Source organism: Haloarcula sp. CBA1131, from assembly GCF_008728975.1.
GTDB lineage: Archaea > Halobacteriota > Halobacteria > Halobacteriales > Haloarculaceae > Haloarcula > Haloarcula hispanica.
This window is the reverse complement of sequence record NZ_RPCY01000001.1, coordinates 1,111,567-1,132,561: the sequence shown is the minus strand read 5'-3', so window position 1 is coordinate 1,132,561 and position 20,995 is coordinate 1,111,567. Positions and strand designations below refer to the sequence as shown.

The 20,995-nt window shown below is 63.9% G+C and carries 20 protein-coding genes; 12 read left to right on the top strand and 8 right to left on the bottom strand.

Features of this window, described 5'->3' with window-relative positions; all coding sequences use genetic code 11:
• The first annotated feature begins 9 nt into the window (after positions 1-9).
• Positions 10-699, top strand: a complete 690-nt coding sequence (locus Har1131_RS05850; RefSeq protein ID WP_151145473.1) for a type I 3-dehydroquinate dehydratase — start codon at positions 10-12, stop codon at positions 697-699.
• A gap of 84 nt (positions 700-783) precedes the next feature.
• Positions 784-1,200, top strand: a complete 417-nt coding sequence (locus Har1131_RS05845) for a zinc ribbon domain-containing protein (RefSeq protein WP_014041085.1) — start codon at positions 784-786, stop codon at positions 1,198-1,200.
• A gap of 36 nt (positions 1,201-1,236) precedes the next feature.
• On the opposite strand, the gene Har1131_RS05840 is transcribed toward Har1131_RS05845, so the two are convergent.
• The 5 genes from Har1131_RS05840 to trpC form a co-directional block, all read right to left on the bottom strand.
• Positions 1,237-2,403, bottom strand: coding sequence for a 3-dehydroquinate synthase II (locus Har1131_RS05840; RefSeq protein WP_014041086.1), 1,167 nt, complete (start codon positions 2,401-2,403; stop codon positions 1,237-1,239).
• Between the two features lie 228 nt (positions 2,404-2,631).
• A complete protein-coding gene (locus Har1131_RS05835) occupies positions 2,632-3,435 on the bottom strand; it encodes a 2-amino-3,7-dideoxy-D-threo-hept-6-ulosonate synthase (RefSeq protein WP_151145470.1) in 804 nt (267 codons plus the stop codon).
• Between the two features lie 26 nt (positions 3,436-3,461).
• Positions 3,462-4,343 carry a tryptophan synthase subunit alpha gene (trpA, locus tag Har1131_RS05830; protein WP_050036951.1) on the bottom strand — a complete coding sequence of 294 codons (882 nt, stop codon included), beginning with the start codon at positions 4,341-4,343 and terminating at the stop codon, positions 3,462-3,464.
• A complete protein-coding gene (gene trpB, locus Har1131_RS05825) occupies positions 4,343-5,653 on the bottom strand; it encodes a tryptophan synthase subunit beta (RefSeq protein ID WP_050036952.1) in 1,311 nt (436 codons plus the stop codon). The genes trpA and trpB overlap by 1 nt, the downstream gene beginning before the upstream one ends.
• A complete protein-coding gene (gene trpC / locus Har1131_RS05820; protein ID WP_151145467.1) occupies positions 5,650-6,465 on the bottom strand; it encodes an indole-3-glycerol phosphate synthase in 816 nt (271 codons plus the stop codon). The genes trpB and trpC overlap by 4 nt, the downstream gene beginning before the upstream one ends.
• A 129-nt stretch (positions 6,466-6,594) precedes the next feature.
• Here trpC and Har1131_RS05815 point away from each other — a divergent pair, with 129 nt between their 5' ends.
• From Har1131_RS05815 to Har1131_RS05805, 3 genes are all read left to right on the top strand, one after another.
• Entirely contained in the window at positions 6,595-7,092 is a 498-nt protein-coding gene (locus Har1131_RS05815; protein WP_044951990.1) for a GNAT family N-acetyltransferase, read from the top strand.
• Positions 7,093-7,192: 100 nt separating this feature from the next.
• Positions 7,193-8,380: a redox-regulated ATPase YchF gene (locus Har1131_RS05810; protein ID WP_014041092.1), complete on the top strand. Its 1,188-nt coding sequence runs from the start codon at positions 7,193-7,195 to the stop codon at positions 8,378-8,380.
• Positions 8,381-8,506: 126 nt separating this feature from the next.
• Positions 8,507-10,147, top strand: a complete 1,641-nt coding sequence (locus tag Har1131_RS05805; RefSeq protein ID WP_151145463.1) for a methyl-accepting chemotaxis protein — start codon at positions 8,507-8,509, stop codon at positions 10,145-10,147.
• Between the two features lie 63 nt (positions 10,148-10,210).
• Here Har1131_RS05805 and Har1131_RS05800 read toward each other — a convergent pair whose 3' ends face one another.
• From Har1131_RS05800 to Har1131_RS05790, 3 genes are all read right to left on the bottom strand, one after another.
• A complete protein-coding gene (locus Har1131_RS05800) occupies positions 10,211-10,750 on the bottom strand; it encodes a hypothetical protein (RefSeq protein WP_050036954.1) in 540 nt (179 codons plus the stop codon).
• A 105-nt stretch (positions 10,751-10,855) separates the two neighbouring features.
• Entirely contained in the window at positions 10,856-11,455 is a 600-nt protein-coding gene (locus Har1131_RS05795; RefSeq protein WP_151145460.1) for a hypothetical protein, read from the bottom strand.
• A complete protein-coding gene (locus Har1131_RS05790) occupies positions 11,452-12,108 on the bottom strand; it encodes a thioredoxin domain-containing protein (RefSeq protein ID WP_151145457.1) in 657 nt (218 codons plus the stop codon). Before Har1131_RS05790 ends, Har1131_RS05795 begins: the two co-directional genes overlap by 4 nt.
• A gap of 296 nt (positions 12,109-12,404) precedes the next feature.
• Between Har1131_RS05790 and Har1131_RS05785 the strand changes: the two genes are divergently transcribed.
• The 7 genes from Har1131_RS05785 to Har1131_RS05755 all read left to right on the top strand — a co-directional run bounded on the left by Har1131_RS05785 (position 12,405) and on the right by Har1131_RS05755 (position 20,949).
• Positions 12,405-12,656 carry a hypothetical protein gene (locus tag Har1131_RS05785; RefSeq protein ID WP_014041097.1) on the top strand — a complete coding sequence of 84 codons (252 nt, stop codon included), beginning with the start codon at positions 12,405-12,407 and terminating at the stop codon, positions 12,654-12,656.
• Positions 12,653-13,123, top strand: coding sequence for a hypothetical protein (locus tag Har1131_RS05780; protein WP_014041098.1), 471 nt, complete (start codon positions 12,653-12,655; stop codon positions 13,121-13,123). Before Har1131_RS05785 ends, Har1131_RS05780 begins: the two co-directional genes overlap by 4 nt.
• 313 nt (positions 13,124-13,436) lie before the next feature.
• A complete protein-coding gene (locus Har1131_RS05775) occupies positions 13,437-14,456 on the top strand; it encodes a glycine betaine ABC transporter substrate-binding protein (RefSeq protein ID WP_044951992.1) in 1,020 nt (339 codons plus the stop codon).
• A gap of 6 nt (positions 14,457-14,462) precedes the next feature.
• A complete protein-coding gene (locus tag Har1131_RS05770) occupies positions 14,463-16,895 on the top strand; it encodes a methyl-accepting chemotaxis protein (protein ID WP_225308080.1) in 2,433 nt (810 codons plus the stop codon).
• A 267-nt stretch (positions 16,896-17,162) separates the two neighbouring features.
• A complete protein-coding gene (locus Har1131_RS05765) occupies positions 17,163-17,807 on the top strand; it encodes a helix-turn-helix domain-containing protein (protein ID WP_151145454.1) in 645 nt (214 codons plus the stop codon).
• A gap of 119 nt (positions 17,808-17,926) precedes the next feature.
• The gene (locus tag Har1131_RS05760; protein WP_050036957.1) at positions 17,927-19,516 is read left to right on the top strand and encodes an oleate hydratase; all 1,590 of its coding nucleotides are present in this window, start codon (positions 17,927-17,929) and stop codon (positions 19,514-19,516) included.
• A 56-nt stretch (positions 19,517-19,572) separates the two neighbouring features.
• Complete coding sequence (locus Har1131_RS05755) at positions 19,573-20,949, top strand: hemolysin family protein (protein WP_050036958.1); 1,377 nt, start codon at positions 19,573-19,575, stop codon at positions 20,947-20,949.
• Positions 20,950-20,995: the final 46 nt, after the last annotated feature.

Genomic DNA, 20,995 nt, shown 5'->3' with positions numbered 1-20,995 from the left:
AGCCGACCTATGGACTTCGAGTCGTTCACCCTGCTCGCCGCTACAGACGACCTCGGGGTGGAGCCGGCCGCCCGCGCTGACGCCGACGGGCTGGAGCTACGGATGGATTTCGCCGACGAGCCGCTGGCACAATTGGACGCCTACGACGGCGACCTCCCGATACTCGTCACGAACCGGCCGACGTGGGAGGGTGGCGAGGCCGCCGACACCGCGGGCCGCCTCGGCGCGCTCGAAACCGCGCTCGAACACGACGCCGTGACGGCCGTCGACCTCGAACTCGCGGCGCTTGCGGGGGCTGGCGACCACGATGCCGGCCGCGTCGCCGACGCTGCCCGCGACCGCGGCGCGTCTGTCGTCGTCTCGACGCACAACTTCGAGTCGACGCCGGACCGCGACAACATCGTGAGTCGACTCGAACGGGCCTGTGCTCGCGGTGACGTGGGGAAAATGGCCAGCACAGCCCAGTCGCCGGACGACGTACTGGCGATGCTCGGGGCGACCCGCGAAATGACTGCCAGAGGCGAGCAGGTCGCCACGATGTGTATGGGTGCAGCCGGTCGTCACTCCAGAGCCGTCGCCCCTGTGTATGGCTCCCGCATCGGCTACGCACCGGTCGACCCCGCTGACGCAACCGCGCCGGGGCAGTACGACCTCGCGACGCTCCGGACGCTGGTCGGACAGCTACAGAGCGACGCCTGAACCGGTGGCCGCCGGTCACGGGGTTTTCCTCCGGACGGTGATCCTTCGGAAGATATAGGGGTATGCGAGACGGATTCGCGGAGTATGACTGACACAGGACGCAAGCGGCCGTTACTGGCCGTGGTGCTTGCGTTCATCTTCCCTGGGTTGGGACACTTCTACCTCCGCAAGTGGGGACGGGGACTGCTGTGGCTCGGGTTATTGTTCATGCTGTCGGTGGTGTTCGTCGTCACTGGCGCTATCGACCCCGTCACCCAGTTGAGCCTAGAGGCTATCTCGTCGTCGTATCAATCCAGACCCACCGAGGTGACAATCGGTTCGGTCGTGATCACGACGCTCAACGTCGTCGACGCCTACTGGGTCGCGGTCAACGAGAACCAGACACAGGAGGTCGAAGCCGGTATGACGTGTCCGAACTGCGGCAAGGAACTCGACGAGGACATCGATTTCTGTCACTGGTGTACAACGCAACTGGAACCGGTCGAGGCGGACCAGCAGTAACCTCCGGCTTGCGGTCCGTTCCGGGCCGAAGCCGGCTTACTTCTCGATGATACTTTCTTCGATCCGCTCGCCGAAGTGCGTCGCCGTGTCCTCGTGGTAGATGAGGATTTCGTCACCGGGTTCGAGGTTCGTGACGGCAGTTCGCCCGTCCCGGGTGTGGACTTTGATGGTCTCGGCGTTCTGGAGCAGCGTCTCGATGCGGTCGCCGTCCTCGGTTTCGGCCTGCACGCGGAACATCGGACGCTTCTCTATCTTCGCGCGGCCGACGATGGCCTCGCGAGTGTGCCCGTCTGCGTCGACGATCTGTACCTCGTCGCCGGACTGGAGTTCCGAGAGGTACTTCGTGCCGCCGTCGGGGGTCCGGACGTAGGCGTGGACCGCGCCAGCGTTGACGCGGAACGGCCTGCTGGCGACGTAGGGGGATTCAGCCGTCTCGGCGTGGACGAAAAAGAGCCCACGGGCCATCGAGCCGACGAGCATCCCTTCGTCGTGTTCCATCAGGCTGCCCGTGTCGATGCAGACGCGGTCAGCGGAGCCGGTCTGCTCGATAGCGGTGACCTCGGCGTACTCCAGGTCGAGCGATTCCCGCCCCATCTCGTCACGGACCTCGACCGTCTTGCGGATTTCGTCGAGGTCGTCGGTGTCCAGCAGGACGCCGTCAGCCCCGATTTCCAGCGTCTCGTAGGCCGTTCGTGCGTCCTCAGCGGTCCGGACACCGGCGATGAGGTCCGTCTCCTCGCCGACCCGGGCGATGAGGTTTTCGAGCGGAATGATCTGCCAGTTCTCGCCGATGACGATAGTGAAGTCGGCTTCGGCGGCGACCGCCTCGGCGAAGGCCTCGTAGTCCTCGTCGAAGATGCGGACGTAGCCGCCGTCGGGGGCGGCCCCGTTCTGCCGGAGCGTCGAGAGGTCCGCGGAGCCGGAGAAATCAGACGGGAGGTCGACCGTGCCGTCGCCCTCACCGTCTTTGCCGACGATGGTCGCATCGGCCCCCGAGTCCTCCGCCTCGGCCTCCATGACGTGGACGTCGCCATTAGTGAACGCGGCGATGTTTATTTCTCCGAGTTCCGAGGCGCGGTCGACATCTTCCTCGTCGACCAGTACCCAGTCGACGCCGGCCTCGATACCGGCGGTTATCCGTCGCTTGCGTGTCTCCCAGTCGCCGACTTCGCTGTCGGCCTTGAGCCAGACGCTTCGAGTCATACGCCCACGTGTGCGACGGCGGGGCTTGAACGTGGCGGATTGTGGGATTGAGCGACGCTTCGGGTGGTTGTGAGCCCGCCGGCAGGGAGTGGTCTCAAATAAACGGGACCGCCGCGGCTGTGTTCAGAGCCGGTCGGCCCGACGGGTGGTGACAGTGTGACCGGGCTAGCTGTCGCTATCGGAACGTCCAGCGTCGCAAAACCGATTCGCAGACGGCCTGCTCGGACCTCAGGCCTCGACGGCCAGTCCGGCCTCGCGAAGCGCTTCCTCGGTGGTGGCGTCGTCGTGGACGACGGCGGAGACGGCACGGGCAATCTTCTCCGGTTCGTCGTGCTGGAAAATAGAGCGGCCCATCGAGACGCCGGACGCCCCGGCGTCCATCGTTCCCCGGACCATACGAACGGTGTCTTCGTCAGTTCCTTTCGAGCCGCCGGCGATGACCACTGGCAGCGACGTGGACTCGACGACGTGCTGGAAGGTCTCGGCGGAACCGGTGTAGCCGGTCTTGACGATATCCGCGCCAAGTTCCTCGGCCAGCCGGACGGCGTGGCCGACGGACTGGTTGTAGTCCTCGTTCTCGGAGTCGATGTCGGGGCCGCGGGCGTAGGCCATCGCCAGCACCGGCAGGCCGTACTGGCTGGCCTCAGTCGTCAGTTCGGAGAGTTCCTCGATCTGTTCGGGTTCGTACTGGCTGCCGACGTTGATGTGGAACGAGACGGCGTCGGCCCCGGCGCGGATGGCGTCTTCGACCGTGCCGGTCACCCGTTTGTCCTGTTCGTCCGGGCCGATAGTAGTAGAGCCGTTGAGATGCGTGATGTAGCCCGCGTCGTTCTTGTTCGGGTGGACTCGTCCGGCGATACCCCGCTGGGTGAGGACGGCGTCCGCGCCGCCGCTAGTGACCGCGTCGATAGTCGGTTCGATGTCTTTGAGGCCCTTTACGGCCCCCATTGTGATGCCGTGGTCCATCGGGATGATGACGTATGTGTCGTCTGTCCCGATGCGTTCGAGTCGTGCGCGTTTTCCTGCAGTCATGATATGAGACAGTGTGGCAAGTACGATTATGTGCGTTCCGGTTGCGGTCGTTCTGCCGCGCCCCGGAGCGCACCGTCTTTGAGTTCACGAGCCTTCGTTTCGAGCCGGTCGGCCACTTCGTCGACGGGGTCGCCGTTCTCGTGGCCCTCGGCGACAATATCGACCAGCGCGGAGCCGACGATGATACCGTCAGCGCCGGCAGAAACGATTCGCTCGGCGTGGTCGCCCGTCTTGATGCCGAACCCGACGGCCTTGGGCACGTCCCAGTCCGAGAGCCGGGCCAGCGATTCCTCGGTGGCGTCGTCCACGTCCTCGCGCGCGCCGGTGACGCCCAGGCGCGCCTGGACGTACACGTAGCCCGACACCTGTTCGAGCATCCGTTCGAGTCGGTCGCCTTTCGTCGTCGGCGCGACGATGAACACCAGGTCGAGACCGAACTCGTCGCAGGCCTGGCGGAGCGGGGCAGCCTCCTCGGCGGGCAGGTCCGGAACGACGAGGCCCTCGATGCCGACCGCGGCGGCTTTCTCGACGAAGGGGCGTGGACCCTGGCTCGCGGTTTCACCGCTCGCGTTTTCCGAGTCGCTTCGCGACTCGCTATCTCCCTCACCATACTGATAGATGAGATTGTAGTATGTCATACACACCAGCGGCACGTCGACGTCGAGATCCTCGACGAACTCGAAGAAGCGGTCGGGCGTCATCCCGGCTTCCAGCGAGCGGACGATAGCGTTCTGGATGGTCTTGCCCTCCGCGATTGGCTCGGAGAACGGCAGGCCGAGTTCGATGACGTCTGCCCCGCCGCGGGCCAGCGCCTCGACGTACTCCAGTGAGGCCTCGTAGCTCGGATCGCCGGCCGCGAGGTACGGGACGAAGGCGGGCTCGTCGGCAAAGGCGCGTTCGAGGCCCATCAGAGGCCACCTCCGCCGACCCGCTCGAAGATGGACATGTCCGGCGCGATGTCGAGGTCGCGCTTGCTCGTCTCCTCGATGACCGTTTCGAGGTCCTTGTCGCCGCGGCCGGAGACGTTGACGATGACGGTGTCACCGACCTCGTCGTGGTGCTCTTCGAGATAGCCGAAGGCGTGGGCCGTCTCCAGGGCCGGGATGATACCCTCATCCTGGGAGAGCCGGTGGAACGCTTCCAGCGCGATATCATCGTCGACGTTAACGGGGATGACGCGGTCCTCGTCGACGAGGTGGGCCAGTTCCGGGCCGACACCGGCGTAGTCAAGCCCCGCGGACACGGAGTGGGATTCCATGATCTGGCCGTCCGAGTCCTGCAGGAGCTTCGTGCGCGCACCGTGAAGAACGCCCTCGTCGCCAGTCGAGAGGGTGGCGGAGTTGGGCGCGACGCCCTCCTCCTCGTCGACCTGGAGCGAGGAGCCGCCGGCCTCGACGGCGTAGAGGTCGACACGGTCTCGCGGCTCGTCGTCGCTCGACTGTTCCGGGGAGCGTGGCTCCCCGTCATCGTCGACGAAATGGGCAAACGTGCCCATCGTGTTCGACCCGCCGCCGGCACAGGCGAGGACCGAATCGGGCAGCCCGCCGGTCTTCTCGATGGCCTGCTCGCGGGCCTCCTCGGAGATGACCGCCTGGAAGTCCCGAACCATCTTCGGGAACGGGTGCGGCCCGACGATGCTCCCGATGACGTAGTGGGTGTTCTCGACGGTGGTCGCCCAGTCCCGCATCGTCTCGGAAATGGCCTCCTTCAGCGTGCCGCGGCCGACGGTCACCGGATTCACTTCGGACCCGTTGATCCGCATCCGGAACACGTTGGGGCGCTGGCGCGCGATGTCGGTCTCGCCCATGTAGATCTCACAGGGCATGTCCAGATGGGCCGCCGCCATCGCCGTCGCCGTGCCGTGCTGGCCGGCCCCGGTCTCGGCGATGATGCGCTCCTTGCCCATGTACTTCGCCAGCAGCACCTGGCCCAGCGCGTTGTTGAGCTTGTGCGCGCCGCCATGCAGCAGATCCTCGCGCTTGAGATACACGTCCGTGTCGTACCGGGCCGAGAGCTGGTCCGCGTACTGTAGCGGCGTCGGTCGGCCGCCGAAGTCGGCCAGCCGCTCCCGGAACTCGTCCATGAAGCCGTCCTCGTTTTCGAGCACGTACCGCTGGTAGGCGTCGGTCAGCTCCTCGATAGCTGGCATCAGCGCCTCGGGCACGTACTGTCCACCGTACTCGCCGAACTTGGGGTCGTGTGCGTCGTCAGTACTCATGTGTCTGTAGTCGTCGTTTCAACCGCATCAGTGTCCGCATCTGTTAGTCGCCGCGTGTTCGCTTCCACGTCCGTCGCCGCGTCGTGGTCCATGATCGCCGAGCCGATCAGCAGCGCGTCCGCACCGGCGTCGCGCATCCGTGTAACGTCGTCCGGCGTCTGTATGCCGCTTTCCGCAATGAGTGTGACGCCGTCCGGGACTTCGGGCGCGACGGCTTCGAACGTTCCGAGGTCGACCTCCAGCTCCGCGAGGTCGCGGTTGTTGACGCCGATGATGTCCGCGCCCGTGCCGAGTGCTTTCTCGACCTCTGCCGCGGTGTGGGTCTCCACGAGGACCTGGAAACCGCGCTCGCGCGCGGCCGTGAGGAGATCAGCAAGGTCGTCGGTCCCGTCCGCTTCGAGAAAGCGGACGATGAGCAGGACGACGTCCGCTTCGACGACGTCCAGCTGGCTCTCGTGGAGGACGAAGTCTTTCCGCAGGACGGGCACGTCGACGGCGTCGCGGACCCGTTCGAGCGTCGCCGCCGACCCGCCGAAGTGGTCCGGCTCGGTCAGCACGGACAGCGCCGCTGCGCCGCCCGCAACCATCTGTCGAGCGAGGTCGACCGGGTCGTCGGTCCGCTCACCGTCCGCGGTCGGGCTCGTAGGCTTGATCTCCGCGATGACCGGCGTCCGCCCAGCATTCTCGGCCGCTTCGAAGGCATCGGCCAGCGACCGGGGTGTCGCCGAGACCCGGTCTCCGCCGCCACCGCGCTCCCGCGCCGCGTCGAGAATCGACTGGACCGCTGGTGCAATCTCCTCACTGTAGTCCATTACTGAACACTAACGTACAGAAGTGTACATAAGAGTTGCCCTATTATCTCAGGGGACGCAGAACGCAATAGTTCCTCGCGTTGTCAAACAGGCCACAGTTCTATATTGTTCCGCGGTGCATGTTCACATATGTCGTTCCAGACAGCCATCCGGCCGGCCGAATCGGTGGACATCGCGGATATACGGCGGATCGCCAGGACCACATGGCATACCGTGTACGACGACATCCTCGGAGCAGAAACCGTGGAAGAGCACCTCAAAGAGGGGTATGCGCCGCCGCTATTGGAGCAGATGATTGAACTCGAAGAGGTCGGCCTGTTCGTCTCGACGGCCGACGACGACGTGGTGGCGTACATGAGCTGTGGGATGACGGACGCGACCGGCTTCGGCGACCTCGATCTGTACGTCCACCCGGACTACTGGGGGGAAGGTATCGGGACGAAGCTGCTGCATCGCGGGGAACAGCACTTGCACGAGCTCTCCGTGCGGAAAATCCGCGACGAGGTGCTGGCCGAGAACGAGGTCGGGAACGCGTTCTACCGCGCACACTTCGAGAAGGTCGGCGAGCGGACGACCGAGGTCGGCGGACAGGAACACCCCGTCAACGTGTACGAGCGGCGATTGTAAACGCCGGCTCGCATTCGCAGCCCGCAGTACGTGTGTGACTCACACGCTCTCGTAGCTCGTGTAACAGCGTTTAAGCCGCTGAAACCGCTTCATCGGTGCAATGAGCTACAAGATCGGACTCGTCGGCAAGCCCTCTGTCGGCAAGTCCACGTTTTTCAATGCGGCGACGATGAACGACGTGCCCGAGGGCGCGTACCCGTTCACGACAATCGACCCGTCGATGGGCGAGGCGTACGTCCGCGTCGACTGCGCGGCCCCGGAATTCGATCACACCTGCACCCCGAATCACGGCTACTGTACCGAGGGCGTCCGGTTCGTCCCGACGAAACTCGTCGACGTGGCCGGCCTCGTCCCCGGCGCACACGAGGGGAAAGGGCTCGGAAACCAGTTCCTCACGGACCTCAACGAGGCCGATGTGCTCGTCCACGTCGTCGACTTCACCGGTGAGACTGATCTGGAGGGTGAACCCACCGAGGACCACGACCCGCGCGAGGACATCGACTTCCTCGAAGACGAGCTGGATATGTGGTATCTCGACATCTTAGAGAAGGGTATCGAGCGCTACCGCTCGGGCTATCACGGCGAGGACAAGGCCATCGAAGACGACCTCGCCGAGCAGATGTCGGCGTTCAAGATCAACGCCGACGAGATTAAACAGGTCGTACTCGCACTGGGCCTGGAACTCGACCCCGACACCTGGGACGACGAGGACAGAGAGGCACTCGCTCGGGAGATCCGCATCCGGACCAAGCCGATGCTCATCGCGGCGAACAAGATGGACACCCCGGAGGCTCAGGCGAACTGGGAACCGATCACCGAGGACCCGGAGTACGAGCACCTCACGTTCGTCCCCGTCTCGGCCCACGCGGAGAAGGCGCTGAAAAACGGCAACGAGCAGGGCGTACTCGACTACCGGCCCGGCGACGAAGATTTCACCGTGACGGCGGACCTGCCCGAGGAGAAGGCCGCGGGGCTGGAACAGATCCGGGAGTTCGTGACCGAGTTCGGCGGCACGGGCGTCCAGCAGGCGCTGGAAACCGCGCTGTTCGAGGAACTGGGCGCAATCGCGGTGTTCCCCGGTGCTCGCAAGCCCCAGGAGGACGGCACCTTCCTGCAAGACTGTTTCGTCCTCCCCGACGGGTCGACAGCCGAGGACTTCGCGTACTTCCTGCACACCGATATCGGCGAGGGATTCCTCCACGCCCACGACGTGCGCACCGAGCGACAGATCGGTGCTGACACCGAACTCGACCACCGCGACGTGGTCGAAATTACGACAACGAATTGACACTGCAAAACTCACCGCTGATACTCCGGGGGTGCGATTTTTCATGGGACGGGAGTGAACGTGTCACATGCACCCCGAAAGGTCCAGTTCCGTAGTCTGTTTGGAATCGATGTCGAGGCGGTTTCGATGACGACGGCAGATGATGCGACGGGCCCGCTCGGCCGACTCATGCTTGCGGTCGGTACTGTGCCGATGACAATCGAGCCGTACCTGCCGACGCCACTCCGTCGGACGTTCAGCGTCCGTGTGTTCCTGCTGGCAGCAATGTCCATCGTGGGCGCACCGGCGCTGGCTATCGTGCTGTTTTCCTCCGTGACAGCCGCCGCGGTGTTCATCGGGTTTGTCGTCGCCGTGACCGGGTTTCTGGGCTACTGTGAGATGTACCGCGCGATAATCGAGATCAACCGAAAGGCGACGGCAGTCGACAACGGCCAGTACGACATCGACTTCGGTGTCGACCGGATCGACGAGGTCGGAGACGCATACACGAAACTCGAACGGGCCGCGGCCTCGCTCGGCCGGAACATCGAGGAGGCAAACGAAGCCCAGGAACGCGCCGAGGAAGCGCGCGAAGCAGCCGAAGCGGCCCGTGAAACCGCGGAGTCCGAGCGCAGTGAGATGGAGGCGCTGAGCAGTCACCTCGAACTGAAAGCGACCCAGTACCGGACGACGCTCGACGAGGCGGCCGACGGCGACCTGACCGCACGCGTCGACACCGACAGCATCAGTGACGCCATGGCGGCCGTCGGGACCGCGATCAACGGGACGCTGGCTGCCCTCGAGACTGCCATCGGCAGCGGCCAGTCGACCTCGACACACATCGCAACCGAGAGCGAAACCGTGTTGACTGACGGTCAGCAGGTCCGTGACGAAACGCAGTCCGTGGCCGACACCGCGTCCGACATCGCGGACGGAGCAGAAACCCAGCGCCAGCAGCTAGACGACGCGGCGAGCGAACTCAGCGACCTCTCGGCAACCGTCGAGGAAATGGCCTCCTCCGTGGCCGAGATCGCCGACCAGAGCAACACTGCCGCAGACCTCGGCCGAGATGCACAGCAGTCCTCGTCGGAAGCCCAGAGCGCCGTCGACGAGATCCGACACCACTCGACGAGCGCCGCGAGCGAGGTCCAGCAACTCGACGACATCGCCGAAGACATGGCCGAGATCGTCGAAGTCATCGACGGCATCGCCGAGGAGACGAACATGCTCGCGCTGAACGCCTCCATCGAAGCTGCGCGTGCCGGCCAGGCAGGCTCGGGCTTTGCCGTCGTCGCGGACGAAATCAAACAGCTTGCGACCGAGACACAGGCCGCCACCGCCGATGTGGAGGACCTCATCGGCTCGCTGCGGTCCCAGGTCGGGACGTCCGTCGACGCCATGGAGACGATGGAAGACGCTGTCGACCGCGGAAGCAACACTATCTCCGAGACCATTACGACGCTTGAAGACGTGGTCGACGCCACTGTCGATGTCAACGGCGGCATTCAGGAGATCGACCGGGCGACCGACCAGCAGGCGACCAGCGCGCAGGAAGTCGTGCGGATAATCGACGACATCAACGATATCGCCGGTGACACCGCAACTGACGCCCGTGAGATGGCCACCACGGTCGATCAGCAGGGCCAGACCGTTGCCGGGATGGTCGACTCGGTGGAGCGGTTCGCCGACGACGCCGACACGCTCCACGACGAACTCTCACAGTTCGAGACCGCCGAGACCGACGTCGTGGACACGCCCGCCGGCCCCGGCTCCGCTACGAGTGACTGAGACGAATTGGGTACCCGTATCCCAGTCGCGCCAGCCAACACTGCCGTCCAACGGTTTGGAACTCTACAGCAGGAGGTGCGCCAGCAAGGCAATGATGGCAACTTTCTTGACGAGAATAACACCGATAATCAGTTGCGTCGTCGAGAGCGCCCGGACGCGCTCGATGCCCCGCCGGAGGAACGCGGGCGACTGGGCGAGTTCACGCACCAGCAGCCGTACCTCCGCGCGGAACGTCTCGACCGCCGACCCCTCGCCATCAGTGTAGGCGGCTTCCGGCCGGGGCAGCCACTGCGACCCCGTGTATTCGAGTTCGACCAGCGACCCCTCCAGATGACTTGCCTGCTCGAACTGCAGGCCGTTGGCTTCACAGAGGCGCTCGACCTTGGCGATGTCGCGGTCGCTGTTCAGGTCGTACCGCCGCTGTATCGGGTCGGTCGCCCAGTCGAACTGGAACCGACAGACGAGTTCGCTCTCGCCGACCCACACGTCGACGATTTCGGCCAGTTCGACCGTGCCGGCCGTCTCTTTCCGCTTTTTCTGGAGGTGCTCGTACTCGGTGGGGGACTCCATCGAGGCCGTCACCTGGGACTCCGTCTCGGGCATACCTTCTCGACACGAGTGTTCGGCTGACGACACTATACGTTTTCTCCCGCCGGAACGGGTTGGACTCCGTAACCGGGGCGAAACGAGGACCTGCCAACGAGACAGTCAGATATCCACCGGACACCCGTTGATCTCGCCGCCGCGCATCCCTTCGGCGAGCCAGTAGATAGAGAGGGTCAACACCGCGAGCGCCAGCAGCGCGAATTCCAGCCCATCCAGTGGCAGAAACAGCAACGAGGTCGAGACGCCGAGCAGCGACAGCAGGCCCAGCAGGACCGCCGACCCACAGGCCGCACAGCCCGCGCCGAGCGTTCCGAGGACGACACCCGCGACGCCCGCGCCGCCCTGCTGGAGGTCGAGGCCGTGTTCGCGGAAGTGGTAGGTCACCAGCCCGACGTCGACGCCGGTGAGGGCGGCGACGACGACCAGCAGAATTCCCTGTGCAGGGTTGAACGACGTGCCGATGAAGGGATACAGCTCCCCGAGCACGCGCAGCCGACTGGCGAGCGGGAGCGACCCACCGACTACGAGGTCAAGCACCAGCGGGACGTTCAGCGAGACGACGAACAGAGTCAGCGAGACGATTGCGGCGATCACGGCGACCGCCGCGTAGACTGGCAGCGTGAGCACGAGCCTGACCGTCCGGCCCATGAGCCGCCAGTCCCCTCGCGTCGTCGGCAGGCGGAGCCCCTCTGCGGTGCTCATCCGTCGTGCTCTCCCAGCGCCTCCGCGATGAGTTCGTAGCTGACGCTCCCGTTGACCTTCGTCACGAACTCACCGTCCTCGAACAGCAGGATAATCGGCGTCGTCTCACCCAACCCGGCGTCCTCGGCCGCCCGGATGTCGGCCTGGACAGCGTCGTCGTGTGCCCGATCCCGTGCGTCGCTTGCGACCGCCTCGCCGTCGATGTCGGTCTCCTCGGTGAGAAACGTCGCCGTCCGCGCCAGAACGTTGTCCGGGTCGAACGACGACTGCTCGGCGAAGTAGTGATCGAACAGCGACCAGTACGCCTCGCTGTCGCGGGCGAACGTCGATTCCAGCGCCTGCGTCGCCGGCTCACCCCAGGGATAGATCACGGGGTAGGTCCGGACGACGTACGCGCCTTTGCCCGCGTCCACGATGTTCTCCCGAATGTCCGGCAGCGTGTTCTCGTGGAAGCGGCGACACGTAGGACAGGAGGGGTCTTCGAACGCCAGGATGACGTGGCCGCCCAGTTCGCCGCGGCGGGGCTGGGCGTCGAGGTCGGCGGCCGCCGGATGGCTGTCGACGGATTCGACGCTGTCCGCCTCGCTACTGCACCCAGCGACTGCGCCGACGACACCCACCCCGGAAAGTGCTAGAAAGCGTCGTCTGTTCATATACGACTGGTTGGCCCGCGTTGGTTTAGCGTTTGTTCCACTATGTGGCCACGATGAGTAACCGTCTTGTCGCCAGCGGCGGTAGCATCTGCCGGCCGATGACGACGACTCACGGGGCCGAACCGGGGTGACTCCCCGGTGGTGACGAGCCCTATGAGTGCCGAGGCCGCTATTTTTGACGGTAGAAGTTGTCTCTGGGGCAGTCTGGTTGTGGCCACAGTAGACATAGGCCCCGGTCAGGGCTGCGCCGGACTGGCAGACGCGGATTTATGAACGGTGCCGAGCAAACGTATAGTATGGCCGCCGAAATTTCCGACCGTGTTCGAGAAATCGCGGAGGCCCGCGGCCTTCCGGAGTCCGAAGTGTTCGCGCGGGCACTCGAACGCGGGCTCGAAGACCTGTGGGAGGACCTCGTGCTCGCACAGTACCTCGATGGGGAACTCGACCGCGAGGAAGCCATCGAGCACGTCGGGCGGACGAAAGTCGAGCGAGCGGAGCGAGAGCGTGAGGTCGTCGAGGAAGACGTTGACTGGGGCTTGAACGCGTGACGCCTGCGGCCGTTTCGGACGCAGGACCGCTCATTCACCTCGCCGAAAGCGGTTCACTCGAACTGCTCTCGACGTTTGACACGCTCCTTGTCCCGGAGACGGTTTACGAGGAGGTCGACGCCGGTGGTGTTCCGGACGGGGTGGTCGACCTCTCGTACGAACTCGTCGAAGCCGACGAAAGCCGAGTCGGAACTGAGGAACTGGACGCCGGAGAATGCGCCGCGATTGCGGTCGCAATAGAGCGGGGCGTTGTTCTTCTAACCGACGATCTCGCCGCCCGAGAGACAGCATCCGACGCGGGCGTCGAAGTACGCGGTTCTATCGGCGTTATCGCGCTCGGGTATGGTCGCGGATTGCTCGACAGAGACGAAGCGGCATCCCGTATGCGAGCACTCCAGCGTGAGACGAGTCTTTTCGTGACCGAGGCGGTTGTGGAGCGCGGCATCCAGATGCTGGACGAACAGTAACGGGATGAGTGGACTCTATAGACGCTGTAAACACATTCACTATGGATAGATTGTGAGTCTTGAGTGCCGAGGCTCTTACCCCAACTGGTAGCTGTAGCTGACGACCGTTTGCCACGGGTATTTCTGCGGTTCGGTTGCAACTGACATGATCTGGATCTGGGACGACAGCGACTGCGATGACTCTCCTGTAGAGAGTCCCTCTGTGGAGATCCCCAACAGTTAGGGACTAAATTGTACACGATTTTATTGTTTTGCTATCAATGTTGATATTCTCGGCAACGGTTTTTTGACTATCATTAGCTCAGGTTGAGCAATGATAGATGAGAGAGGAGAGCCATGGACTGGGAGCCGGCGACGGTTACTCGGGATGCTCGCAACTGGCGGAACAGCCACGCTGGTCGGCTGTTCGACTGGCGGAGAGACGGAATCAAGTACAGCCGAAAGCGGGGGCGAAGCCGCCGGGTCGACCGACGGCTCGCTGTCAGTCGTTGTCAGCTCGAAAGGCTACACAGAGCAGTTGAACCTCGGGTACATCGCCTACGAATTGCTCGCCAACAACACGGGTGTGAGTCTTGTGGACGAAACCGGCTTCGGCGGGAACGCTGCACACGCCGAAGCGTATCAGGCCGGCGACATCCACGCGTACTACGATTACATGGGGTCACTGTGGGCTGCGCACCCGCCCAAGCACGACGAAGCCGACTTCGAGACACCTGACGAGCAGTACGAAGCGCTGAAGTCCGAGATGGAGTCGGAACACCCGATACGGATTCTCGACCGCGCGGACTGGCAGAACACATGGGCCGTGTTCATCCGCGAGGACGCTATCGAAGGGACCAGTATCGAGACAATCAGTGACCTCGCCGGTTACGTCAACGACGGGAACTACGACATTAGACCGGCGTTTGGCGACGGATTCAGGACTCGTAGCGACGGCTTCGATGCTTTGCTTGAATACTACGGGTTTGAGGGCGAGCATGTGGAGCGCTGGGAGGCAGAACAGGAGTTCATCGAGGCGGCGTCGGCGCAGGCGGCTGGCACGGCTGTCGACGAAGGCTACGCCGATCTCAGCTTCGGGTACAGCACCAGCGCGTGGCTCACAACCGTTGAAGACATCGTGTACCTCGATGACGACCGGAACTTCTGGCCGTTTTTCCACCCGGTCGGCGTCGTTCACGAGGACGTCGCGACGGACGCCGTGGTGTCGGCGCTGAACAAGATGCCGGACGCCATTCCGGACGCGAAAACGATGCAAGAGCTGAACAGTCACGCAACCGAGGTCGGCAGCCAGCAGGCGGTTGTTGACCACCTCACGGCCAACGGCTTCATCTGAATCAGTATGGAAGAATCTACAGCACATTCAGGCGACGGTGACGACGAATCAGCAGACGCGACAGCGTCAGCGGCCTCGGACACGACAGCGCTGGAGCGAGTGAAAGCCGTTGCGCTGCTGCCAGTCCGGTCGTACCTCGTCAAGTTCGCTGTTGCGTTGCTCGTGATCGTGGTACTCATCGCGGCCGGCGGGTTCTGGGTGCAGGGGAACGCAACTGCCACACTCGAAGACGACACGGCACAACAGCTCGTACAGGAGGTCAACGCCGAGTCCGGCCTGTTGAACGAGTGGATTGAGCGCAACGAACGGCCGGTGCTCGTCGCGTCAAACAATCCGCTGCTCGGTTTCAACGCGACGCGCGAAGACCAGCAGGCCTACACGGAACGGCTCGCCGCGGATGAGCTCCAGTCCGACCGCGTCGCTGCCGTCCACCTTGCAGACCCCACTGTCGGCACAGCGGGGGAGGCAAAGATTGTGGCGAGTACTGACGAAACGCTCCGCGGAACGCGTGTCACATCGGACGCACATCCGTGGGTCGACCGGACTCGGTCTATCGGCCGCGACACAGTGGTTTCATCGAACCCGTACACGAACGCGAACGGCAAGCGAGTGGTCAGTTCGATGAGTGTCGCCGCCGACTTCACGCACGTACTCGTGGTCGAGTACGACGCCAGCGACCTGAGCAAGCAGTTCAGCACTGGTATCGACGGGACGTTCACACAGGTGGTCCGCCCGACATCGAGTTCGACTGAGGTGTTGTTCTCCGACGCCGGCACCGATGCCGTCGGACAGCCGTACATCCCGAACCAGTCACAGTCCGACATCCCGGAGATCAGCACGGCTACCGAACAGGGCACCTTTACCGACACGCCAGCGAAGGACGCAGTGCTTGACACCGACCACGTCGCCGCGTACGCGACCATCCCCGGCACAAACTGGGTCGTCATCAAGCACACGCCTGCGGCGAACGCGTTCGCGCTGAGCGAGCAGATTCGGACCGATATCCTGGCGTTCATCCTGCTCGCGCTCGGTGGCGTTGTCGTCGTGGGTGGAACGATTGGACGGAACACGGCGACATCCGTGCAACAGCTCTCTGCGGCCGCTACTGCCATCGAGCAGGGAGAGTACAATGTCGACGTTTCGAGCTCTCGCCGGGACGAAATCGGTCAGTTGTTCACGTCTATCGGGAGTATGCGCGACGCACTCGTCTCGAAAATCGACGAAGCCGAGGCTGCCCGTGAGCAAGCAACAGACGCCCAGGAGGAGGCGGAAGAAGAGCGAGCCCGCGCCGAGCAGGCAAAGGAAGAGGCTGAGACGCTCGCGGCGGAACTCGAACAGCAAGCAGAGGTATACAGCGACGTGATGGAAGCGTGCGCGGACGGTGACCTGACCCGGCGTCTCCCCGAAAGCGAGACCGACAACGAGGCGATGGCGGCTATCGCGTCGTCGTTCAACGATATGCTCGCACAGTGGGAACGCACTATCGTCGACATTCAGGAGTTCGCGGAGACCGTCACAGCCGCCAGCGAGGAGGCCGAAGTCGGGGCGACTGACGCCGAGCGTGCGAGCGGCGAGGTCAGCGAATCGGTTCAGGAGATCGCGGCTGCCGCCGACGAGCAACGCGATATGCTGGACACAGTCTCGGGAGAGATGACTGACCTTTCGGCAGCTATCGAAGAGGTAGCTGCGTCCGCTGACTCGGTTGCGGAGCACTCGAATCAGACCGCTGACGTCGCCCGAAAGGGCGAAGACACGGCCAGAGACGCGCTCGAAAGTTCACGCAGAGTACAGGAGGCAATCGACACGACTGTCGAGAACGTCGAACAGTTAGACGAGCAGATGGCGGAAATCAGCACCATCGTCGAGCTGATCGCCGACATCGCCGAGCAGACGAATATGCTCGCGCTGAACGCGAACATCGAAGCTGCTCGTGCCGACAAAGACGGCGAAGGGTTCGCCGTCGTGGCCGACGAAGTCAAGGAACTCGCCGGGGAAACGCAGGCATCGGCGACCGAAATAGAGCAACTCATTACCGATGTCCAGTCCCAGACGGAGACGACTGTCGACGAGGCCAGAGTCGCTGAGGAGTCGATGGAAGCAGGCATCAGTGCGGTCGAAGAGGTCATGGAAGCGTTCACAGAAGTGTCGGAGTACGCCGACAAAACGGACGCCGGCGTCCAGGGGATCAGCGACACCACTGACGATCAGGCCGCCAGTACTGAAGAAGCGGTATCGATGACCGAGGAAGTCGCCGACCTCAGTGAATCCACTGCCGATGAGGTACAGAGCGTGTCCGCCGCCGCAGAGGAGCAGGCGGCCTCGATGTCGGAGATCAACGACAGTATCAAATCGCTGAGCGGGCAGGCCGAGCAGCTCAAGGCGCTCCTGTCGGAGTTTGACGTCGCTGTCGACGAAACCGAGCGATCCCGAGACCGCTGATCGACAACAGCGTGAGCACAGACTGACGCTCGGAGCGGTTCGGCACACGCGTTTTCCTGTACCGTTTCGCCGCGTGTATCCACCACAACGCGCAACGCGTCCCAGTACGAGCAGTGATGGAGTCGCAATCCGCGTTGCAGGGACAGCGTGAACCGCCTCGGCCTGCTCCGCCTGTGGATGTTCGTCGAGCGGCTCCGACCTCGCCGGTCGGTTTCGGCGCGTGGGAATCCCCAGTACGCCTTTATTTTGGTCGGGCGAGCAACACATATGAGCGTCATCTGTGAGTTCGAGTTGCAGTCCGCGGATATGCCGCTGTGTGCGGTCGCTGCCGAACTGGACACCCGGCTGATCGTCGACACCGTCGTCTCCGGAACGACCGCGGAGCCGGCACTCGTGTTCTCCGCGACAGGCGTCGAACCGGATGCCCTCGAATCGGCGTTGCTCGGCGACGAGTCCGTCGTGGAGTTTGTCGCCATGGACTCGGCTATCGTCGAGTCCCGCTATCGGATCGTCCTCGATACGGACTACGTCGAGATGTACACCCAGCTCGTCGACCGGCAGACGTATCCGATGGGTGCGCTCGTGACCGAACACGGGTGGAAGGTGAGTACGCAGTTCGCCGACAGAGCGGACCTCGAAGCGTTCCGGGACGCCTGTCAGTCCAGCAGCGTCACGTTCCGCCCGCATCGGCTCTGCGAGACGGAACACGGCGGCGATGACTACGGACTCACCGCCCCGCAACGAGAGGCGCTGCTGGCAGCCCACCGACTGGGCTATTTCGCCGTCCCTCGCGGAGCAGACCTGACGGAACTCTCGGCAGAACTCGACGCGACCACGTCCGCGATCTCGGAGCGTCTCCGACGTGGAACGGACCAGCTGATCGACCACACGATTGCCAGCTCCGAACAGTGACAGCGGGCTACCCGGAGCGCGGCTATGTCGGCGAGATGTCCCCTCTTATAAACTGCTGTACATATGTTGGCAACGGTTAGGGCTGGGAGTTGCGTAGTACTACATGACGGTGACCCAAAATGACCATCCACCAGCACCCACACGTCACTGACCGCGACGCACACTTCGTCGGCGGCGGTATTGCCTCCCTCGCTGGGGCGGCGTTCCTCGTACGGGACGGCAATATGCCCGGCGAAAACATCCATGTCTACGAAAAGCTGGACGTCGTCGGTGGCGCGATGGACGGCGCTGGCGACCCGGACGAGGCCTACCTGATCCGGGGCGGCAGGATGTTCAACTATCCGGCGTACGAATGTACGTGGGACCTCTTCGAGTCCATCCCGTCGCTCGAAGACGACTCGCGGTCGGTCAAAGACGTGATGGACGAGTTCAACGAAGCGCACCCCTCGTACGCGAAAACGCGGCTGATGCACGAGGGCGAACGGATCGACGCGGGCGAGTACGGACTGACGAGCCAGCATCGACAGTCGATAGCTCGGTTGCTCCTCACGCCCGAACCGCGACTCGGTGACACGCGCATCGAAGAGTGGTTCGACGAGTCGTTCCTGGAGACGAACTTCTGGTACGTCTGGGCGACGATCTTCGCGTTCCAGCCGTGGCACAGCGTCGCCGAAGTCCGGCGGTACATGTACCGGTTCCTGCACGAGTTCCCGCGCCTGCACACCATGGAAGGTATCGACCGGACGAAGTACAACCAGTACGACTCGATGATCCTCCCGCTCCGGCGCTGGCTCGAAGACAGGGGCGTCTCCTTCGAGTACGGCCACGAGGTGACCGATATGGATATCGTCCCGTCGCGGACGGGGCGTACCGTCGAGCGGCTCTACTGTGAGACCGACAGCGGCACCGAGACGGTCCCCGTCGAGCCGTCCGACCTCGTGTTCGTGACGAACGGGTCGATGACCGACGGCTCGTCCATCGGCGGGATGGACGAGGCCCCCGAACTGAACGAAACCGGGGCGTCGTGGGAGCTGTGGAAATCCATCGCCGAGGACAACCCACAGTTCGGCAACCCGTCGGTGTTCGCGGACAACGTCACGGAGACGAAGTGGGAGTCGTTCACCGTCACCCTGCACAACACCGAGCTGTTCGACCACATCGTCGATTTCACGAACGAGGAACCGGGCAACGGGCTCGTCACCTACCTCGGGTCGAACTGGCTGTTGTCGACAGTCGTCGCCGCCCAGCCACACTTCGCGAACCAGCCGGACGACGTGAAGGTATTCTGGGGCTACGCGCTGTTCCCGGACCGCGAGGGGAACTACGTGGAGAAACCGATGTCCGAGTGTACCGGCCGGGAGATCCTCCAAGAGCTGTGTTACCACCTGCAGTGCGAGGACCGGCTCCCGGGGCTACTCGACGACGTGACCTGCATCCCGGCGATGATGCCGTTCATCACGGCGCACTTCCAGCCCCGGGAGCCCGGTGACCGACCCGAAGTCGTTCCTGACGGGTCGAACAACCTGGCGTTCCTCGGACAGTACGCCGAACAGCCGCGGGACGTGGTGTTCACCGTCGAGTACTCGGTCCGGTCGGCGATGACCGCCGTCTACGAGATGCTCGACCTTGACCGGGAAGTCCCCCCGGTGACCAAACACTACCGGAAGCCCGGTGTCGTCGCGGACACTGTCCGCGCCGCGTACCGCTGAGGGAGGCGACGGCGGTACGGGCGCGGACATTCCAGCACTTTAGTACGGTGACGGAGATGGGTGTGTATGAACACACCGCCGCTCGCCGTCCGGAGGCTGCGATGGTAAACCTCGCGCTCTCGGCGGCACAGCTCGTCTTGGCGCTGGTACTCGTGGGACTGAACGGCTTTTTCGTCGCCGCGGAGTTCGCCTTCGTTCGCGTTCGCGGCACCTCTGTCGAACAGCTCGCTGACGAGGGGAAAGCCGGTGCGGGCTCGCTCCAGGCAGTGATGGCGGACTTGGACAACTACCTCGCGGTGACCCAGCTCGGGATTACGCTCGCCTCGCTGGGGCTGGGGTGGGTCGGTGAGCCCGCCGTGGCGGCGCTGCTGGAACCTGTTCTGGCACCGATACTGCCGGAGACCCTCCTCCACCTCGTGGCGTTCGCGATTGGGTTTACAATCATCACGTTCCTCCACGTCGTCTTCGGCGAACTCGCACCGAAGACGTTCGCGATTGCCCAGACCGAGCGGCTCTCACTGTTGCTCGCACCGCCGATGAAGCTGTTTTACTACCTGTTCTATCCTGGTATCGTCGTCTTCAACGGCTCGGCGAACGCCTTTACGCAACTGCTCGGCGTCCCGCCGGCCTCGGAAACGGACGAGACGCTCGGCGAGCGTGAGATACGCCGGGTGCTGGCTCGGTCCGGCGAAGAGGGGAACATCGACGCGGCGGAGGTCGACATGATAGAGCGCGTGTTCGACCTCGACGATACGGTCGTCCGGGAGGTCATGGTCCCGCGCCCCGACGTCGTGAGCGTGCCGGCCGACGCCACGCTGTCGGATATCCGGGCAGTCGTTTTCGACGAGGGACACACCCGCTATCCGGTGGTCGATGCCGACGACAGCGACCAGATCGTCGGGTTCATCGACGTCAAGGACGTGCTACGGGCCGGCGAGGAAGGCAACGAAAACACGACTGCCGGCGATATCGCCCACGAGATACCGGTCGTCCCGGAGACGACCGCTATCAACGACCTCCTGTTGCAGTTCCGGCAAGACCGCCGGCAGATGGCCGCGGTCATCGACGAATGGGGGTCGCTCGAAGGCATCGCGACCATCGAGGACGTGGTCGAGGCCGTCGTCGGCGACCTGCGCGACGAGTTCGACGTCGACGGCCGCGAACACGCCATCCGCAAGCGAAGCGACGGGAGCTACGACGCCGACGGCGGCGTCCCGCTGTCGACAGTAAGTGAGGCCCTCGGTGTCGACCTCGACAGCGACGCAGTCGAAACCGTCGGCGGGCTGGTACTGAGTCATCTCGACCGCGCGCCGGAAGTCGGTGATACCGCCGAAGCGGCCGGACACGCGTTCGAGGTGACAAGCGTCGACGGCACCCGTATCTCGACGGTTCGGATTCGAGCGAACGACGGCGACACCCCGACCACCGACTGAGCCGGTCCCAGACCCGGGTGACGAGAACAGGGCCAGTCACGGAGTG

Excerpts from the sequence above, each read along its gene's own strand:
- Har1131_RS05770 (WP_225308080.1), top strand. The coding sequence starts at position 14,463 with ATGGAAGAATCTACAGCACATTCAGGCGACGGTGACGACGAATCAGCA.
- Har1131_RS05755 (WP_050036958.1), top strand. The coding sequence starts at position 19,573 with ATGGGTGTGTATGAACACACCGCCGCTCGCCGTCCGGAGGCTGCGATG.
- Har1131_RS05775 (WP_044951992.1), top strand. The coding sequence starts at position 13,437 with ATGATAGATGAGAGAGGAGAGCCATGGACTGGGAGCCGGCGACGGTTA.
- Har1131_RS05850 (WP_151145473.1), top strand. The coding sequence starts at position 10 with ATGGACTTCGAGTCGTTCACCCTGCTCGCCGCTACAGACGACCTCGGG.
- Har1131_RS05805 (WP_151145463.1), top strand. The coding sequence starts at position 8,507 with ATGACGACGGCAGATGATGCGACGGGCCCGCTCGGCCGACTCATGCTT.
- trpC (WP_151145467.1), bottom strand. The coding sequence starts at position 6,465 with ATGGACTACAGTGAGGAGATTGCACCAGCGGTCCAGTCGATTCTCGAC.
- trpB (WP_050036952.1), bottom strand. The coding sequence starts at position 5,653 with ATGAGTACTGACGACGCACACGACCCCAAGTTCGGCGAGTACGGTGGA.
- Har1131_RS05790 (WP_151145457.1), bottom strand. The coding sequence starts at position 12,108 with ATGAACAGACGACGCTTTCTAGCACTTTCCGGGGTGGGTGTCGTCGGC.
- trpA (WP_050036951.1), bottom strand. The coding sequence starts at position 4,343 with ATGGGCCTCGAACGCGCCTTTGCCGACGAGCCCGCCTTCGTCCCGTAC.
- Har1131_RS05840 (WP_014041086.1), bottom strand. The coding sequence starts at position 2,403 with ATGACTCGAAGCGTCTGGCTCAAGGCCGACAGCGAAGTCGGCGACTGG.
- Har1131_RS05800 (WP_050036954.1), bottom strand. The coding sequence starts at position 10,750 with ATGCCCGAGACGGAGTCCCAGGTGACGGCCTCGATGGAGTCCCCCACC.
- Har1131_RS05760 (WP_050036957.1), top strand. The coding sequence starts at position 17,927 with ATGACCATCCACCAGCACCCACACGTCACTGACCGCGACGCACACTTC.
- Har1131_RS05795 (WP_151145460.1), bottom strand. The coding sequence starts at position 11,455 with ATGAGCACCGCAGAGGGGCTCCGCCTGCCGACGACGCGAGGGGACTGG.
- Har1131_RS05785 (WP_014041097.1), top strand. The coding sequence starts at position 12,405 with ATGGCCGCCGAAATTTCCGACCGTGTTCGAGAAATCGCGGAGGCCCGC.
- Har1131_RS05835 (WP_151145470.1), bottom strand. The coding sequence starts at position 3,435 with ATGACTGCAGGAAAACGCGCACGACTCGAACGCATCGGGACAGACGAC.
- Har1131_RS05815 (WP_044951990.1), top strand. The coding sequence starts at position 6,595 with ATGTCGTTCCAGACAGCCATCCGGCCGGCCGAATCGGTGGACATCGCG.
- Har1131_RS05765 (WP_151145454.1), top strand. The coding sequence starts at position 17,163 with ATGAGCGTCATCTGTGAGTTCGAGTTGCAGTCCGCGGATATGCCGCTG.
- Har1131_RS05845 (WP_014041085.1), top strand. The coding sequence starts at position 784 with ATGACTGACACAGGACGCAAGCGGCCGTTACTGGCCGTGGTGCTTGCG.
- Har1131_RS05810 (WP_014041092.1), top strand. The coding sequence starts at position 7,193 with ATGAGCTACAAGATCGGACTCGTCGGCAAGCCCTCTGTCGGCAAGTCC.